Annotated in this window: 7 protein-coding genes; 1 reads left to right on the forward strand and 6 read right to left on the reverse strand. The window is 57.2% G+C overall.

Features of this window, described 5'->3' with window-relative positions:
• Positions 1 to 128: 128 nt before the first annotated feature.
• The 3 genes from OZX70_RS08625 to menB all read right to left on the reverse strand — a co-directional run bounded on the left by OZX70_RS08625 (position 129) and on the right by menB (position 11,404).
• Entirely contained in the window at positions 129 to 8,069 is a 7,941-nt protein-coding gene (locus OZX70_RS08625) for a DUF5979 domain-containing protein (RefSeq protein ID WP_277180784.1), read from the reverse strand.
• A gap of 400 nt (positions 8,070 to 8,469) precedes the next feature.
• The gene (locus OZX70_RS08630) at positions 8,470 to 10,383 is read right to left on the reverse strand and encodes an AMP-binding protein (protein ID WP_277180786.1); all 1,914 of its coding nucleotides are present in this window, start codon (positions 10,381 to 10,383) and stop codon (positions 8,470 to 8,472) included.
• Between the two features lie 196 nt (positions 10,384 to 10,579).
• A complete protein-coding gene (menB, locus tag OZX70_RS08635) occupies positions 10,580 to 11,404 on the reverse strand; it encodes a 1,4-dihydroxy-2-naphthoyl-CoA synthase (protein WP_277180788.1) in 825 nt (274 codons plus the stop codon).
• A gap of 48 nt (positions 11,405 to 11,452) precedes the next feature.
• On the opposite strand from menB, the gene OZX70_RS08640 reads away from it, so the two are divergent.
• Positions 11,453 to 11,818, forward strand: coding sequence for a PaaI family thioesterase (locus tag OZX70_RS08640; protein WP_277180790.1), 366 nt, complete (start codon positions 11,453 to 11,455; stop codon positions 11,816 to 11,818).
• A 482-nt stretch (positions 11,819 to 12,300) separates the two neighbouring features.
• Here OZX70_RS08640 and OZX70_RS08645 read toward each other — a convergent pair whose 3' ends face one another.
• The 3 genes from OZX70_RS08645 to OZX70_RS08655 all read right to left on the reverse strand — a co-directional run bounded on the left by OZX70_RS08645 (position 12,301) and on the right by OZX70_RS08655 (position 17,227).
• Positions 12,301 to 13,965: a hypothetical protein gene (locus tag OZX70_RS08645; RefSeq protein WP_277180792.1), complete on the reverse strand. Its 1,665-nt coding sequence runs from the start codon at positions 13,963 to 13,965 to the stop codon at positions 12,301 to 12,303.
• Between the two features lie 137 nt (positions 13,966 to 14,102).
• Entirely contained in the window at positions 14,103 to 15,590 is a 1,488-nt protein-coding gene (locus tag OZX70_RS08650) for a ClC family H(+)/Cl(-) exchange transporter (protein ID WP_277180794.1), read from the reverse strand.
• 335 nt (positions 15,591 to 15,925) lie between these two features.
• Positions 15,926 to 17,227, reverse strand: a complete 1,302-nt coding sequence (locus OZX70_RS08655; protein ID WP_277180796.1) for an adenylosuccinate synthase — start codon at positions 17,225 to 17,227, stop codon at positions 15,926 to 15,928.
• Between the last annotated feature and the right edge of the window lie 348 nt (positions 17,228 to 17,575).

The following is a 17,575-nucleotide window of genomic DNA, read 5'->3' on the forward strand; positions in this document are numbered from 1 at the left end:
GCATGGCACTAACTTTGACATCACAGGCAATCACGCAACATAGATATTGGCGATACGAAGACAACACGGCAAAGGTCGGGTACGAATCTAATCGTGCCCGGCCTTAGGAACCGACCTTCAACTATCTATCAGGCGCCGACTTCACCGCCTTGAGAGCCGTCACTACCTTTGCCATCGGCGGCCGCGGATTGCGCCGCAGGAGTCGATGGGTCGTCAGTGGTTGGCAAGTCGCCAGAGGCTGGCGAATCATCGGGATCTTGAGGATCGCCGGAAGTCGCGTCACTCTCATCGCCACCCGTCGAGCGACGACGCATGTAGAGGATTATGGCACCACCGGCGAGCAGGATCACAATCAGCACGACGATACCCGCGATTGCGGCACCGGTCTCGGCCATCGAAGGCTTGTCGCGGAAGACGTCGGTGATAGTCACCGTGTTCTTGCCCGCTGCCTCGACCACCGTCACATCGCCGTTCGCCGGATCAATCGACGTGGAATCCGCACCGGCCGAATCGGTTTGCGCGACCGTGCAATGCGCGCCGAGCAGGATGTCGTTGAGCGTTGTGCTGTAGCCGTTTCCAGCGTTCAGGATAAACGTGCCGTCGCCACCCAAGTCAATCGGGGTCGGCTTGCCATCGCGTTGGTAAGTGCACGTGGCTTTGATCTTGAACGGACCGTTGCCACGCGAGCGAACGGCGTTTTCGTCGCCGGTACGCTTGAGCACAATCGGCACTTGGCTGACATCGTATCTATCAGCTTCGGCGACGGTAATGCCGCTCAGATCGTTGACCAAAGTCGGGACGCCGGGCTTGGCCCCCTCGGGAAGTGTGGGGTCATCGGCACTGTTGGAACCGGAGGTCAAACCGCTGGACCCACTAGGACTGCTCGGCGTGCCGGGAGCGCTGGAACTACCGCTAGCTGCCGCATCGGCAGCACTGGCCTGAGCGATCGTGGCAATGGTCACCTTGCCGTTCTCCGGCAGGAATACGTGCTTGGTAGCGCCCGCATCGGTCAGCTGGGTGACAGTGCACTGCGTGCCCGCTGGGAAGACTCCGAAACTCTTGTTGGACGTTCCAGCGAGATCGAACTTCTCGTCAAGCAACTGCTGACCGCGATAATCGCAGACCGCCTTGAAACCGACGGGAACCTTGCCGTAGCGCGAAGCGCCGGCCCCGGAAACCGCACGGCTGACGGTGAGCGTGCCCGCATCGTAATGGTTGGTCACCGTGGTGGCCACCAGATGCGCGATGTCTCCGGCGCTGCCGTTGCCGACGCGAACGCTCGCGCTGCCGTTGGCATTGTCAGTGACGTTGGTTCCGGTGAATGCCGTCCTATCGGCAGCAGACGTATCGGTTTCGGTAATGGTACAGGTGGAATTGGCCGGAATCGTATCGGAAGGGGCGCTCCAAGTCTGGCCGTCGCTCAAGGTGAAGGAAACACTTTCGTCACGACCGCCGTTGAACTTGACCGCCTGACCGTCGCTGGTCTTGCAGACCGCCTTGAAGTCGAACGGGCCAAGCTTGCCCTTGTCGGCGTGGGTGTCGACCCTCTTGGTGACGCTCAGGCCGGAATAACGGTAGGTATTGGTGATCTTCGCGGATTGGGCCGGGGCCACCACGTTGGTGGGATTGCCGGAACCGTCGAGAGTGTCGGAATCGATGATATTCATCGTATGGGAATCACTGGTGTTGTTGTCACCATTGACGCTCACGGCACGCTCGGTCTCACCGAACTTGCCAAGCTGACCGTCCTCGGAAATCGTGCAGACGGTATAGCCAGCACCAGATCCATCGACGCTCAGCGGGATATTCGCAAGTCTTCCGGAAGCATACGTACCGTCAATCTGCTTGTTGAGCGTAACCAAACCGTGGCTTTGACCACCGAAAAGCATCGCTTCGCCATCCGCGTCCTTGCAGGTAACGGATGCGCGAACCTCCTGTGGGGTATACGCGGTCGCTGCGGCACCGCCCACGGCCTTGTCGACCTTGAGCGAACCGGTTTCGATGCGCGTGCCAAAACGTTCCGGCGCGAAGGGATGCATCGAGTCGTCGGCCGAGGTGTAAAGGATGCCGAACTGGCCCCAAGCCTCCTGCACGCCGGCCGTCTGGTCGAGTGAGACCGGAACCGTTGGATCGGAATCGTCCGCGAGCGTTCCGGGAGACGAAGCTGGGACGTTCTTGGACGTGTAGGTAACGTCCGCACCCTTGCCGGGAAGAAGCCCGCCACCAGACACTCGTGTGAAATCAAGCGTTACACGAAGGCCGGTGACTTTGGACCAATCCGTTACGGCGCTGCTATCGACCCAAGTCGAGGTCGAACAGGATGTGCTCGCAGGCGAGATGGAATGGCCGGGCAATGTGCTCCACGTGCCCACGCAAGGCGAGGTGTCGGTGGAAGCCTCAATGGTTGTACTCGTGCCAGCCGGCTCACCTACAACTTTCGGAACCCCAGTGAGCTCAGGCCGGTAAGTGGAACCGCGGTAAGAGTTGCTGGCCGCCACGCGCTTGTCGTGCTTGGCAGGCAGTTGCTCAAAGAATTGGACCCTCGTTTCCGTCGTGGTGCCGGCGTTGATCATGTGTAGCACCCAGTCGTCTTTGCCGCCGACAGCGGTATTGGCACGACAGGGCGTGCGGTAATAGTTCTGGCCATCAAGCGCGGTAAGGGTCGGGTTGCAGGTCTGGGCTGGGTCAAGCGTATTGATTGCGCCCGACTTGCTGCCCTTCACGCCACCGATGACATAGACGTTTTCGCCGCTGGATGGGGTAACGAAAGCCGTTACCTTACCGCCGATAGTGCGGCCACTATCTCTCTCCCTGACCGGATCGACCGAGTTGGGATAACCGCTGACAAACCACAAATCTCTCAAAAGATTCTTGGTGGTGACCGTGACAGGCAGCCTAACATTCGCGCCCGCTGTCGCACCCGGCTGTACTTCCAGCCAAATGGTCATTTTCACCACTTCGCCCGGCAGCATGCGGCTCTTGCCTTCCGGCCAACTGAACACAAGCTTCCTTGGGTTGCTGGAATCCAGCGTCGGAGCGGTATTGAGCATGCCGGAATTGGGCACAGCACCCACGGCACCCGGCGTAAAAGCAATCGGGTGGGCTGGATCACCAGCCCCGCCTTGGCCGGTATAGCGCAATTCGGCGGGCAAATCGGCAGTCACCTTGTCGACATCGAGGTAACCGGTACCGATATTGGAGAAGTAGACATCCCATGGCACCATCTGCCCGACTGTGACCCCGGGAGTGCCATTGTTAGCCACCTCACTGACACCGAGACCGAACGTACCAAAGCCCCAGACCATAGGAGTACTGGTATCGGCCGAAGTGGATTGATCGGGATTGACGCCGTCGTTGAGCTTGCTTTCCACCTCGGAAGAAGCGGCATTGGGCTCACTGCCCGGGTATGCGACGGACTGCATATCATCGTCGCGCACATGCTCACGCTGGATCACCGTATAGCTGGCCTGGGCGCTCCAAGCGACGCTGCCGGAATTGGTGAAGGGCTGGGGGTTGCCGGAGAGGTCGGGGTTGGTGAAGATGAAGCGCAACCCTTGGATCTGGCTATATTGCGCGGACGTCACTGGCAGGTCGTAGGCCGAACTTCCGCCAGGGAGCTGGGCCTGCTCTTCGCCATACTTCCAACCCATCGCGCCGCCGGAGCCGAACGGGCCATAAGCGCCAATCTTGACTTTGGTGGCACCCGCCGGGAACGTAAGCTGCGAAAGACTGCTGAAATCGAAGTTCTTCCAGAAATTGCCAGTCTTTGTAGAGCTGCCACTCTTGCCTTGACCATCGGGCCAACTGGTGATTGTCACCTTGGTGGGCGAAAGGGTGGAGGCGCTGCTTCCCTTACTACTTGATGCCACCAGCGCGACCGTTTGCGGGTTCTGTGGATGGACATTGACCAAGTTGTTTGGGTTGATGCTCTCGTTGATGCTCGTCTGGAGGCTACCAGTACGGTAGCTGGTGGTGCCGCTGACGAACTTGGTGGGTTTGTCGTCGGCGCGCGAGTCGGTGATGGGCGCGTAAATCTGCGCGGTGGCGCGGGTGGTCTCGCTGGCGTTGTTGTCCTCGGCCTTGGGCACGAAGGCCTTGCCGGTGGAGCGCAACGTATCACGCACGGTGGTGGTCAGCTTGAGACGGACATAGTTGCCCTCGACCAGCGTCGGGCCAGCGGTGGCGGGGTCGGAGGAACCTTGGAAGGTGACCGAGACGCCCACCACGTCAGCCAGGTCGGCCTTGGTCATCGCGTTGGCCTGGGCGGCCGTGGTGATCGTGGGATCTACAAAGAAGGTGCCGGTGCCCGCAGCGGTGTTCGTGGGCCTGTAACGGAGGATATAGACACGCGAATCAGCCAGCGAGACCTGGCTTGGGTCATCGGAGCTGATCTCGATTTTGGTGAGCGTCTGACGGTTGAAGATGTTGGGCATTGTCGAGGTCGAATCGAGTTTGCCTGTGTTCATATCGGGAATCTGCGCGGCCGTGAACGGGTTCTGCGTGGCGGCCAGCGAGGTGTTGGCGGTATAGCAGTCGGTCTGGTTGTTCTTGTCGCACTCCGACGGCGTGGTGATGCGCAGGTAAGAAGCACGATTGGGCGAATCGTTGGTGGCGGAGATGTCATAGGTCTGCGTCGGGTAGGAGCTCGACGGGGCCGAAATGCCGTGCGGCGGAACCAGGAGGTCGTACACGTTGCCGGCGCCGACCTTGAGGGCGGCCTTATAGTCGGTAATGCTGATTTTGTTGCCGTTGAGCGCTACGTATTTCACCGTGTTCGGGTATTGGACGGGGTCGGCTGCGGTGCGCCTCGTGGACTCCAACCGGACGTTCTGCGGCTGTTCGTGGTTCGTGTCGCCGTTGTGCAGCACGCTGCCGGTAACGAAGGCGTTGGTGTCACGGTTCCTGTCACGTATCTGCCAGTTTGCAGGGAAATCGCGCGTCTGGGCCGCGGCGACGATGTCGGAGTTGGGCTGGGGCACGTAAGGCTTGCCCGCGGCGATGTCGGCGGTGCGGGTGGCGTCGTCGGGCTCGAGGTGCACCTCAAGGCCGGCGATGTCGTCACTGTCTATGGCAGGCACCATATAGCCCTTGAAGGAATGGTCATCATTTTGCCAACTACCGTCGGGCGCGGCGACCACCTGCCACAAGCTGGTGGAGGCGTGGTAGACGCGCACTTGGGTGATCTTGTCGTACTTGAGATACCAACCGTTGGTGTAGGGGGTGTCGGAGACGGCAATCGGGTTGATCGACACCAGGTTGAAGACGTCGTTCCACTGGTCGTTGTGGGCGCCCGCATCGGCGTAATCCGTCACGTCGCCGGACTGCTTGAGCGTCACCGAGGTCATGTCGCTGTCGATGCCCCACTTGAGGTGCGAGGTGATGATTTTGTTGGAAAGGGATGGCACGGAATTGGTCGCGTTGTCGGAGGCAGCAGGGTCGGTGTAGTTGACGCTGATCCAGTCATTGACCTGATAGAAATCTTCCCCCGGCGGAATCACGGGCGTGTGGAAGGCGAAGACACCGACCGTATTCTGGTTGTCCGAATCCACATCAAGTGCGTTGCTGTCGACGGTATGATGGTCATCTGTTGTCCCCGAGGCGGCAAGGCTGGTGGTGTTGCCGTACTTGTATTTCGTGGGCTTCTGCGGGTCAGGAGTGTCGAGCTCGTCAGTGGGGCCGGAGCCGTCGCGTTTGCTGGCGCGGGCGGTGAAACTGACATACTGCGAGATCGCGGTGCTGCCGGAGAAGGCGTTGTTGCCGGCATCTGCCTCGAGTTTAAAGCGGATGCCCGTGACCTGGTCGGGCGTAGCGCCGGGGTGGACATGGCCGAGCTTACCAACCAGGTCGTCGTGGTTGAGGCTATAGAGGTAGCTTGCGTCCTGCGGGGCCTTGGTGTCGAGGTCGATCCAGCCGACGCCGGGGATGTTGATACTCACCGTAAGCCTGGTGTGGGCGGGAATCGGGGTGGACTCGATGGCGTTGAGGTTGAAGGAGTTCCAAAAATCGTTTGCGTTGGCGCCGGGGGTCCCCGCGCTGATCGTGCCGAGGTCGCTGATGGTCTTGTCTGACCAGGAATCCTCGACGGTGATGACGTTGGGCTGGAGGTAATCGGTGCTCGCGCCCGTGGTCTCCTGGTAGGCGACCACCGCGTTATGGCCGATCGGCACGGCGTCGCTGGGGTTCACCGTCTTGTTGACCGTCACCTTGATTTGCGGCTTGACCAACGTCATGGTCGCGTCCGGAGCCGTGGCGTTCGCCGTCGCCGCATTGTGCGCGGTGACCTTGGCTTTGGCAGCATCTGTGAAATCTTTCGTGGTCTGGCCGGACGTAAATGCATAAGTACTCGGAGATTTCACGCTGAATTTTATAGAAGTGTTCGCGCCTGCAAGGATTGGATTGGTCGTGCTGCCGCTCGGAGTCGAATCGAATTTGATATCGAAGGAAGCGATGTTGCCGGTAGGAGGCGCTGGAATCGCGCCTTTGGCAAAGGTGACCGTCTGATCAGCTTGAGTGTTATCGAGCATATGGTAGACGACCTTGCCGCTGCCCGCGCCCGAAGGATATGTAATACCTTCTTTGAAACCGTCGAATTTGATGTCGGAATCAAAGAAGCCGCTGCCAACCGTGACCTCCATCTTTTCCACTGCCGAGTTGCCATTGGTGACAACTACCGTTCCGGTCGATTTGTTGCCGGCAGGATGGCGGGCCGGGTCAAAGGACTCGCTCGCCGTAATGCCCATCTGGGCAGGTGTAAGTGTTACTGTCACCGGATCTGACGCCGTCGCCGTGCCGGTTTGGGACCCCTGTGCGGCGTTGGCCTGAACGACGGGACTAACGGTAGAAGCCGTGTTCAATTCAACCAGCGAACTATTGTCATTGCGATCCGTCGAACGTTGCTTGAGATTAAGGATAATCGGATTGGAAGTCCCTGCGTTCGGAGCCATTGTGCCGGTGTAGGTAAAGCGAAGTCCGGCTACGCCGCCCGGGTTTACACCAGTTGGCAGAGCGAAGGCAGGTCCGGCGACGCCGTTGGTCCAGTTCCATTTACCGGTGCTGCCGTTTTTGACATAAGCATCAACCTGAACTCCAGTAGCACCTGTTGGCATCACAGTGGAACCAAAACTATCAAAATCAAAGAAACGGAACGGGTTGTTCGCATCAAGCGTTGCGGCATCCGAACCAGCCTGCGCATCCTGTGGCATCTGCACAATGACCTTGTCCGCAGTGATGTTCGAGGTATTGGTAACGTTGAGTTTCAGGGTCTCGGCATTGCCGGGCACATACTGGGCATTACCCGGGTCGAAACTACCCGTGGCTTTGGCCCCAAGCTTGGCGTCGACGCTTACCTTCACCGTGGCGTTAGAGGTGACAGGCTTGGAATTGTCGGCTGAAAGCGTGGCTGAGTTGACGATATCGGTTTTGTTGTGTGGGTTGCTCGGGGAGAAGTTTGCGGGAACCTGCAAGGTGAGGTTCACCGTACCGTTCATGCCGACCACCAAGCCGGTCTTGTTGATTCCGCCCGACACGAACTGCTGGCCTGGGATAAGGGTGAACGAAGTGGCGGGACCGATGGTCGTAGGCCGCGAAGGCTGGTTTACCCCGCTCTCTTTCCACTGAATGTCGGCCTGCAGGTTCGCGCTGACATTGAAATCAGCAATCGCAAAGCCTTGCAAGGCGGCCGGGAGTTGATCGGCCAGAGAGGCATTCTCGCAGTTGGTCTCTGAGCAGCCTAGGTTAAATTGGTACGTGAATTCGTCGCCGGGCTTGAGGGCCGCCGAGTTCGCGCTGTCAACACCATAAACGGACTGAGAAAAATTCAGGAACTGATACTCGGGGTCACCCTGAGTCCCGACCTTATTTTCTTTGCCTGATTTGGGGGCACTGCTGGCCGAACTTGGGCTGCTGGAATCAACATTGTTCGCCGAAGCGACCACCCCACCGCTGAGCAGAGTTGCCACGGCAGCTATCATGGCCACGAGCCACTTCAGCAACTTCGCGGTCCCGCCATTTGCGTTATGCGTTTTGCCTGCCGCACGTTTCATCGTTTCACGGTTATCAAACAGACCCATGACTTTCTCCTCTGCACAAACCTGGCGGCATCCGCGTTATCTCAAGAAAGGACCTCTCAACCTTTCTCAATAATGTCGTTCAGGTATAAACCTTCTGCCCATTGCCCTTAAATGACACTACATAAAACAGTTACAGCTATTCTATCAACGCATGACAGTATTAAAATATAACATATTGAAATAACGTGTCTAAAATGTTGAAAATATTAGGATTCTGCGTGATATTTATAAGAGTTTCCCGACTTTTAATTGACTAGAAAATCTTAATACGCTTTGCGTAAAACCTTATATTAAATTGTTTATTTATCTATTTTTTAAACGAAGTATATATAAATATCTAATTGTTGAAATATAATATGTTGTCATCTCACATGTTGGGCGACAAACCAGGCATCTTATTTCAGCCTTTGCCAAGCAAGAAACGACGGACCTTGCCCGTGCTTGTGCGCGGCAGGGAGTCGACGCGATAGAAACGCTTCGGGACTTTATAATGCGCCAGATTAGCTCGACCGAACTCACGCCACTGAGCGGATAAGGGGGCCGAAACCTCTATTTCGGAACCTTCCGGCTTACCTTGCCCATTGGCGTCAACCGACTTTCCGGTGTCTGCACCGGTGCCTGCGCCAGCGTCTGTACCAGCGCTAGCACCTTGTGATATTTGAGTATTATCGGCCTTGCACACCACGTAGGCCACCGGCACTTCACCCCATTTTTCGTCGGGCTCGGCGGTGACGGCAATCTGGTCGATACCTGGGCAATCGGCGTAGACACGCTCGACCTCCTCGGGGAAGACGTGCTCGCCGCCGGAAATCATCATGTTATCAAGCCTGCCATCGACGTAAAGGTAACCATCGTCGTCGAGATGGCCTACGTCGCCGGTCCTATACCAGCCGTCTGCGGTTTTTTTGGCCTCGAAAACGCCGGGACGATTGAGGTAGCCGGGCGTGAGCGCGCCGGTTTTGATGAGGATTTCGCCGGTTTTGTCGGCAAGTTTCAATGACGTTGTGAAGTACGGCTTGCCGCTTGCCAGCAACTTGCGAGCGCCGTCACCCGTGCCGGTGCCGACGATCTGCGAGCAGGTCTCGGTCATACCGTAGGAGCGCACGACAATCATGCCAAGCGCATAGCAACGTTTCAGCAGTTTGAGGTCGGACTTTTCGCCGCCCAGAATGAAGCCTTTGAATGCCGGCGAATAACCGAAATTGGCGGGCAGCGGTGCGCGGACGTCGTTGTCACCAGAAATGTCGGAAGCGGAACCGGTGGTTGAACTGGCCGAACCGGAAACGGAACTCGACAAACCGGATTCGGAACCATCTGCCGAAACTGCTGCCACTGCGACACGCTTCTCGTGCTCAGACACTAGCGCCTTGAGCATCGTGGGGACCATAGAAACCCACGACACGGGCTCGTTGGTCAGGATCCGCTCCATTTTGGGGGCGTCGAAATGATCCATCAAACGTACAGCGACACCGAAAATGAGGCCGCGCAGAATGATGGAATAGCCGCTGATATGGAAAATCGGGACGGCGCAAAGCCACTCGTCGGCGGGACTTGTGCCAAGACTTAGGGCCACGCTGGTCGCGGAGGTGAAATGATTGCGCACAGTCTGCTGGATGCCTTTCGGCGCGCCCGTGGAACCAGAGGTGAACATGACGCTCACCACCTGGTCGTCGGCGAATTCACGAGGAATCGGCGGGGCCGAAACTATGGGATCAAGGCCGCTGTCGTTGCCGCAAGTCTCGGCTGCGGATTTTTCTGATTCCAACGCGGAAGATTGATAGACCGAAACGGGTGTGCCAGAAGTCATCTGCGAACCGGCCAAAGCCGTGCCGGTACCATCGAGTTTGAAATCATCAGCTTTGGAGAATACCTCGTCGAAACCGATAATGCGGACGTTGCCATCCGTTAGAACATCAGCATGGTCAATGCTCGAATCAACATTCGCGCTTTTCTTGGCCGAAGCGTTAGTCGACGAGCCCCGTAACAAATCGGCAGGCAGACTGTCATCTTTCAGGCAGCATGCCACACCGGCGTCTTGCATCTGCCCTTCGAGCTCGTCGTCGGTCAGGCGCTTGTTGAGCCACACGACCGTCTTGCCGTAAAGCAGCAGGGTGACAGCCAGCAGATAACCGCGGACGTTGTTATTGGAGACCATCGCGACGTTTTGCGTTTTGAACGCGCCGCATCTGTCGAGCACGCTGCCCAGCCGCTGAGCCTCGTCGAACACGTCACCGAACGTATAGCGCGTCTCGCCGTCGTAAACCGCTGTGCGTTCCGGCGTCAACAGCGCACGCTTCAGCACCCAATTATCCATAACAGATTTCCCCAATCCGCATTATTGAGACCTCTTGGCGCACCAAGTCCCCCAAAAACGGAACTTTCACCCATCATTCTTCGTTTTTTGGGCCTCTTGGCGCACCAAGTGGCCCGAAAAATGAAGAATTAAACATCATTCATGCGATTTTGGCCTTCTTGGCGCGCCAAGAGGGATGAATACAGCCGATTTAGGATCACGGGAACTTCGGGAACTGGTCGAAGTCGGGCTTGCGCTTCTGGTTGAACGCGTCACGGCCTTCCTTCGCCTCGTCGGTGGTGTAGAAGAGCATCGTCGCGTCGCCGCCAAGCTGCTGCAGGCCGGCGAGCCCGTCGGTCGCCGCGTTCATGGAAGCCTTGATGAAGCGCAAGGCCATGGGTGACTTGGTCAGAAGCTCGTCGCACCACTTGAGCGTTTCCTCTTCGATGTCCGCCAGCGGCACGACCTTGTTGATCCAGCCCATTTGCAGAGCCTCTTCAGCGGTGTAGAAATGACCGAGGAACCAGACTTCCTTCGCGCGCTTCTGGCCGATGACGTCGGCGAGCAAGCCGGAGCCGTAGCCCGCGTCGAAACTGCCTACCTTGGGACCGGTCTGGCCGAACTTCGCGTTGTCGGCCGCGATCGTCAGGTCGCAGACCAGCTGCAACACGTTGCCGCCGCCCACGGACCAACCCTTGACCATCGCGATGACGGGCTTGGGGATGATGCGAATGAGATGTTGCAAATCGAGTACGTTTAGTCGAGCAACGTGGTCGCTGCCGACGTAGCCGCCGTTGCCGCGCACACCCTGGTCGCCACCGGACGAGAAGGCGAGGTCGCCCGCGCCGGTGAAGATGATGACGCCGATTGCGGCATCGTCACGGCAAATCGTGAAGGCGTCGATCAGCTCCTCGATGGTTTTCGGTGTGAAAGCGTTTCGCTTCTCCGGCCGATTGATGGTAATTTTAGCTATGTGGTCGAGACGTTCGAACAGTATTTCGTCATACTTTTTGACAGTCTCGAAATCGTGACTTGTCGCCATGTTGGCTCCTTAGCGTCATGTCCCCTATTACGAATGCGAGGTTCGATTATGTCACTTGCGAATTATCTGGGCATCAAACAACAGGAAATCTCGCGGTCAAAAGTCATCTTAACATTGCCGGTTACCGAAAACGTTCTACAGCCATATGGCATCCTGCACGGCGGAGTGAATGCCGTTTTGGCAGAGGAAGCGGCAAGTTTGGGCGCAATGGCACGGCTTGATGTCTCTCATATTGCCGTCGGCGTGGATATTAGCACGCATCATTTTCGTCCGGTAACATCCGGCACGCTGACTGCCACCGCGACCCCCGAAAATGTCGGTAAAACGTTGCAAACATGGCGTGTAGAGATACGCATGGGCAGCAAGCTCACCAGTATTTCGACAGTGACGTTAGCTGTTCGCGAACGCCGATAATCCCCAGCGAGTGCACCGAGAGTTTTACAGCCTTATATCTTATTGTCAGCGAAGATGGAATCGGGCATTTTCGCTGGTTTCTTTAGCAAATAACATGACAGCAGATGACGATAATTTCTATTCCCTTGACACTCTACGAGTAAATGATAAGTCCTGAAAAATCTTTTAGACCGAACGCCTCAGGTCATCCAAAGCAATACAAAACTTCACCATGTACGGCGGGAATAACCGTGGATTTCGTGCGCCTCATCGCGCGCGCGGGAAGTAACGGGAAACCTTTAAAAAGAGACTTTAAAAAAGGAACGGCAAAGCCATGATTTGAAAGGACCGTGAGCAGCCTTATATCTTCGGTACTCACCAAGAAGAAAATTCCCGGGACCGATCAAATGAACATCGATTCCCGGGAATTTGTATGCCTCAATCGCGGACCGCAATATCATCGGCCAGCGATTATCGCCTCATACATTCACGCATTCATGCAATCATGCGCGGCGACGACGAGCCAGCGAGATGCCAGCGGCCAGCGTCAACGAAGCAGCAGCAGCGAGCGCAACGTAGGCAACCGAAGCGCCAGTATTCGCGAGCTTCGGATCCGTGCCAGTCTTCTTGTTGTCACCAGACGGAGCAGGCGTACCGGGCGTACCGTTCCCCGACGGCGGGGTGGGCGGCGTAGCAATGTTCACTGTCGTCCAGCCAGCGAGCGCACCGTTCTCGTTGAGCAGCGCGATCTTGTGCACGCCGGTCTTGTCGCTCGGCAGCAGCGGCTCGACGTAGTAGCCCTTGTCGTCGCTCTTCACCGTAAGGTACGGAGCTCCGGACGGATCGGTCAGCTGGGTCGGGTCGGAATAGATGTAACCAGCCCAGAAGCAGGAAGGCTTGGAATCGGTGGTATCGTCGGCACCGGCCTTGCACGCCTCGGAAAGGTTGTGGATGTAGATACGCGACGGCGAACCGGCCACGGGGTTGCTGGGCGCGGTGACGTCGCCATGGTTGGAGTTGTTGAGGTCGCCGGACGCAGGCGCGGTCGGCTCGGCCTTGGTGGTGAAGGCGGGAATCTGGACGAAATTGCCGGACGGAACACCTTCCGTACCCGACACGCCATTGCCCTGATCGTAGAAGTCCATGTACTCGACACCGACGAGCAGCTGCATAATGTGGGGGTTGACGGCCTGATCCTTTTTGCCCTGAGCCACGAGCTCCTTGGCATGCTCACCGAGCATGATGTAAGGATCGGCATAGGTGAGGTCCTTGCCGTTGGCGTTCACATTCTGATTCTCATAATGGGTGTTCGGCTCAAGGCCGATCAACGACATATCGAAATGACCGGTGCTCTTGGAGGCGTCGTAAGGATAGCCGAACTTGTAATCGACATTGGAGAAACCGTAACGGGTGAACTGCTGCCCCTGCCCAACAAAATTAGCGAAGTCGCCCACATAGTGCGAGCCATAGTCCTGCGCGTACGTCTGAGCGGTCATATTATCGTCAATGTGCGCATCATTGTGATCGATATCCAGATTGGTCGGATTGTATCCGCTGAAAGCGTAGCAGTTCTCGGTGGTCTGATGCGTTGTCGGATCCTCGTACGGTTGGCACCCGCCCCTGGCCGAACGCGCGGTTAAGCTGGTGATGTTGGTGAAGGAAATGATCGGAGCGATACGATCGGTCTCGCCGTCAATCGGATGATTCGCGGGATGACCATTAGGCCACGTAATACGATAATCGAAGCTGAGGTTCGCGGTGTGGGCACCGACATCGGTGACCTTCACATCGGTAATCTTGATGCCGCTGAGACCCACGCCATCACTGCTGCTGGATGGGGTCTCGCGCGGCTGCACGGCCGGCTGGGACTGTGCGGACGGCTTCTGTTCGGACTGTGCCTGAGCCTTGGGCTGAGCCTGGGTTTGCGGCTTGGCCTGCGCCGTGGCATCGCTCTTATTGGACGAATCGGCAGTCGTCGCGTTCGCATCGACTTTGGCATCGTTGCTTTGCGCCGCGTCTTTGCTGGCAGACTGCGTCTGCTGCGTGGCAGCAGGTGCATCCTTGGTCGCCGGTGTCTCAGCCGCATTCGCCGAACCGACGCCGATACCGGCCATCATCATGCACGCTGCCGCGAACGATGCGACAATGGCATATCTCTTCTTTGCCATATTGTTCCCTTCTCTTCATCCAGCCTCACTGGATTGGGATATATTACGTGATAAAGATTACACCTGTCTGTCGATATATCCATATAAATATTCGATAAATGACTAAATGGTAATGTGTCAGATTCGAGTAGCCATTTTCAGCCCAGCATCGTTGAAATGATACTTTTGGGCAGTTGCTCCGGATGGCTGGCTGCATAGCGGTCGAGGAGCGCGTCGTAAATCGGCTCGGTATTGGTCAGATCCGAGACCAGCAGGGCGATGAAACTGCAGGCGGCGACCGGGAGCATGTGCATCAGGGTGCCGCTCATTTCGACGGTCAGCAGGATGGAAGTCATCGGGGCTTTGACAGACGCGGTCAGCGCTCCGGCCATCGCGCAGACGGCAAACAGCGGAATGATTTTCGTTGAAATGAGTGGGTTCCCATTGATGGTCACGGTGTGCAGCGTGACCCCGAAAATGGAACCGGTGAGCGTGCCGACCGCAAGAATCGGCATGAAAATACCGCCGGGTACGCCGCTGCCGAAGCTCGTGGAGGTGAATAGCATTTTGACGGCCAACAGTACCAGCAGCAGCGCGATGCCGTCGGTCGCACGTTCTGCGAAACCGATCAGGCTTTCACCGCCGCCCAGAACCTGCGGCAGGAAGACGCCGACCGGTAATGCAATGGCCAGGGAGATCATTGGGCGAACCTGCCACGGCAGTTTGTTATAAAGCATTTGGAAACCGAGCAATAGCTTGTTCATCGCTACGCCAATTAATCCGGCGACAAGGCCGAGCGGAATCATCCACCAATATTGTGGCAGGCTCAGCTGCGAAAGGCGCGCGAAATCAAGCACCGGCTTCAAGCCAAACCAGTATTTCGAGACGAAATCGGCACTTATCGAAGCCGCAGCCGCCGAAAGCAGGATAGCCGGTGAGAAATTGTGATGCACCTCCTCCAGCGCGAACATCATGCCGGAGAGCGGAGCGTTGAACGCGGAGGAAAGCCCAGCGGCGGCACCCGCAGTGATGAGGATGTTGGTTTCGGCTGTTTTATTGCCGCCCGCGCCTTCGTGACCGTTTGCTTTGTTGAAGTCTTTTGTGAGGCCAGCACTATTCGCACTAACCGTTTGGTCGGAACCGCTTACGTTATCGAAATCGACTATATTTATTGATTTTTCGCTACTCTCACTCTCGCCATGGTAACGGATTTTTCGCATTCCTTGCGCCACGCCCTGGCTGGCTGCGGCGCCGATCTGAATCGACGGGCCTTCGCGGCCGAGCGAAAGACCGAACATTCCGCAGAGCAGGCCTCCGGCGAATCGGACGAGCAGGACCATTCCCGCTCGCATTTTGAGGCCAATCCTCACCACACCTTCAACTTGCGGAATGCCACTGCCGGATGCCATCGGCTCAAGCCTGACCAACCACGCCACGAAGAGGCCAATCGCCACTGCAGCGAGCGCCCAAGGTGCGAGAAGCCAAGGATTGTTGCGGATTTGCGGGTACATCCAGCGCGCGAACTGCGTGCCCCATTCGATGCCCTGACGATAGCAGGTGACAAGTACCCCCGCAATCAGGCCGCAGACCACCGCGCGAGCCGCCACCACCCACTGGCTGCGCCGCGAGATGCCCACTGTTGCCATTGTTGCCGATTCCTTCCCTGTGCCAGTTCCTTACAGAACTGCTGGCCTTTCGTGCACTTTTCTGACGCTGCCGTCGGAAAAGTGCCAGCTAGCATCCCTAAAGTGCATTAATCTGACGCTACCGTAAGAAAAGTGCAAGCTGGCATCCTTAAAGTACACCATTTCAACGGTACCGTCGAAAAAGTACACTTTGCAATTTCCAGTACCATTCTCACGCCAGCCGTCGGAAAAGTGCATTTTACAGTTCCTTAAAATGCATTATTTTGACGCCAATGCAGGAAAAGTGCACTCTAGCAATCCTAAAGTGCACTTTTTATACAGTATCGGCAATATGCTCAGTCGACGAGCGAGCGGACCTCGATGATGTGGTCGCGCTGCGGGCCGGTGCCGATGGCGGAGATACGGCAGTTGGAGATCTCCTCGAGGCGCTTGACGTAAGCTTGGGTGTTGGCAGGCAAATCCTCGAACTTGTGAACCTTCGAGATGTCTTCGGTCCAGCCGGGCATGGTTTCGTAAACGGGCTTGGCCTTGGCGAACGCAGCCTGGTCAATGGGCATATCCTCGTAGCGGGTGTGAGTGCCGTCGCCGTTGTCCACGTCGTAAGCGACGCAAATCGGAATCTCGTTGAGGCCGGTCAAGACGTCGAGCTTGGTGAGCACGATGTCGGTCAGGCCGTTGACCTGCGTGGCGTAACGGGTGACGACGGCATCGAACCAGCCACAACGACGCGGACGGCCGGTGGTAACTCCGAATTCATGGCCCTGCTGACGCAACCATTCGCCGGAATCGTCGTTGAGCTCGGTCGGGAACGGCCCCTCGCCCACGCGAGTGACATAGGCCTTGGCCACGCCGATGACGCGGTCGATTCTCGTGGGGCCGACGCCGGTGCCGGTGCAGGCGCCGCCGGCGGTCGGATTGGAAGATGTCACAAAGGGATAAGTGCCATGGTCGACGTCGAGCATCGTGGCCTGGCCGCCCTCGAAGAGCACGGTCTTGCCCTCGTCGAGGGCGTTATTCAAAAGTAATGAAGTATTGGCAACGTAGGGCTTCAGACGTTCGCCGAGCTTCAGCAGCTCGTCGGTGGTCTCGTCGACGTCGATCGGACGGCGGTTGTAAAGCTTGACGAGCATCTGGTTCTTCTGATGCAGGCTCGCTTCGACCTTGTCACGCAGGCGCTCCGCGTCGAAGAGGTCGTGCACGCGGATGCCGACGCGGTTGATCTTGTCGGCATATGCCGGGCCGATACCGCGGCCGGTGGTGCCGATCTTGTGCTTGCCGAGGAAGCGCTCGGTCACCTTGTCAATAACGCGGTGATAAGAAGCGATAATCTGTGCGGATTCGCTGACTTTGAGATGCGAGCAATCGACGCCACGCTTCTGCAGCCCGTCGATTTCCTCGAACAGCACTTCGGGGTCCACCACCACGCCATTGCCGATGACCGGCGTGACCTGAGAGTTCACCACACCGCTGGGGAGCAGGTGCAGCGCATACGTTTCATCGCCGACCACCACGGTATGGCCCGCATTGTTGCCGCCGTTGAAGCGCGCGACATAATCGACCTTCGTGCCAATGAGGTCGGTGGCCTTACCTTTGCCTTCGTCTCCCCATTGGGTACCAATCAGAACAATTCCAGGCATGCTAACCTCCCGAGATACGCGTTATTCCGCCGTTATTAGCCTACCGTCACGCCTATACCGGTCATTTTGCACTATTTATGCCTCTTGGCGCACCAAGTACCCCTATTTATGAAGAATTGTGGTGTATTCTTCGTTTTTTGGGGTATGTTGGCGCGCCAAGTACCCCCAAAAACGAAGAATCGTGCCTGATTCATCAAAAAATCGGCAACTTGGCGCGCCAACATCGACAAATAAGCTGGATTAAAATCCGTCGAAGATGATTATCGGGGATTCCCAACCAAATATGCGTTTGTTGTTTATGGCGTACCCAGCCCAAGTGTTAAAACGGCAGATTTCGTTCTCTTCGTC

It is taken from the genome of Bifidobacterium sp. ESL0732, assembly GCF_029395535.1.
Classification (GTDB): Bacteria; Actinomycetota; Actinomycetes; order Actinomycetales; family Bifidobacteriaceae; genus Bifidobacterium.

Excerpts from the sequence above, each read along its gene's own strand:
- OZX70_RS08650 (WP_277180794.1), bottom strand. The coding sequence starts at position 15,590 with ATGGCAACAGTGGGCATCTCGCGGCGCAGCCAGTGGGTGGTGGCGGCT.
- OZX70_RS08630 (WP_277180786.1), bottom strand. The coding sequence starts at position 10,383 with ATGGATAATTGGGTGCTGAAGCGTGCGCTGTTGACGCCGGAACGCACA.
- OZX70_RS08645 (WP_277180792.1), bottom strand. The coding sequence starts at position 13,965 with ATGGCAAAGAAGAGATATGCCATTGTCGCATCGTTCGCGGCAGCGTGC.
- menB (WP_277180788.1), bottom strand. The coding sequence starts at position 11,404 with ATGGCGACAAGTCACGATTTCGAGACTGTCAAAAAGTATGACGAAATA.
- OZX70_RS08625 (WP_277180784.1), bottom strand. The coding sequence starts at position 8,069 with ATGGGTCTGTTTGATAACCGTGAAACGATGAAACGTGCGGCAGGCAAA.
- OZX70_RS08655 (WP_277180796.1), bottom strand. The coding sequence starts at position 17,227 with ATGCCTGGAATTGTTCTGATTGGTACCCAATGGGGAGACGAAGGCAAA.
- OZX70_RS08640 (WP_277180790.1), top strand. The coding sequence starts at position 11,453 with ATGTCACTTGCGAATTATCTGGGCATCAAACAACAGGAAATCTCGCGG.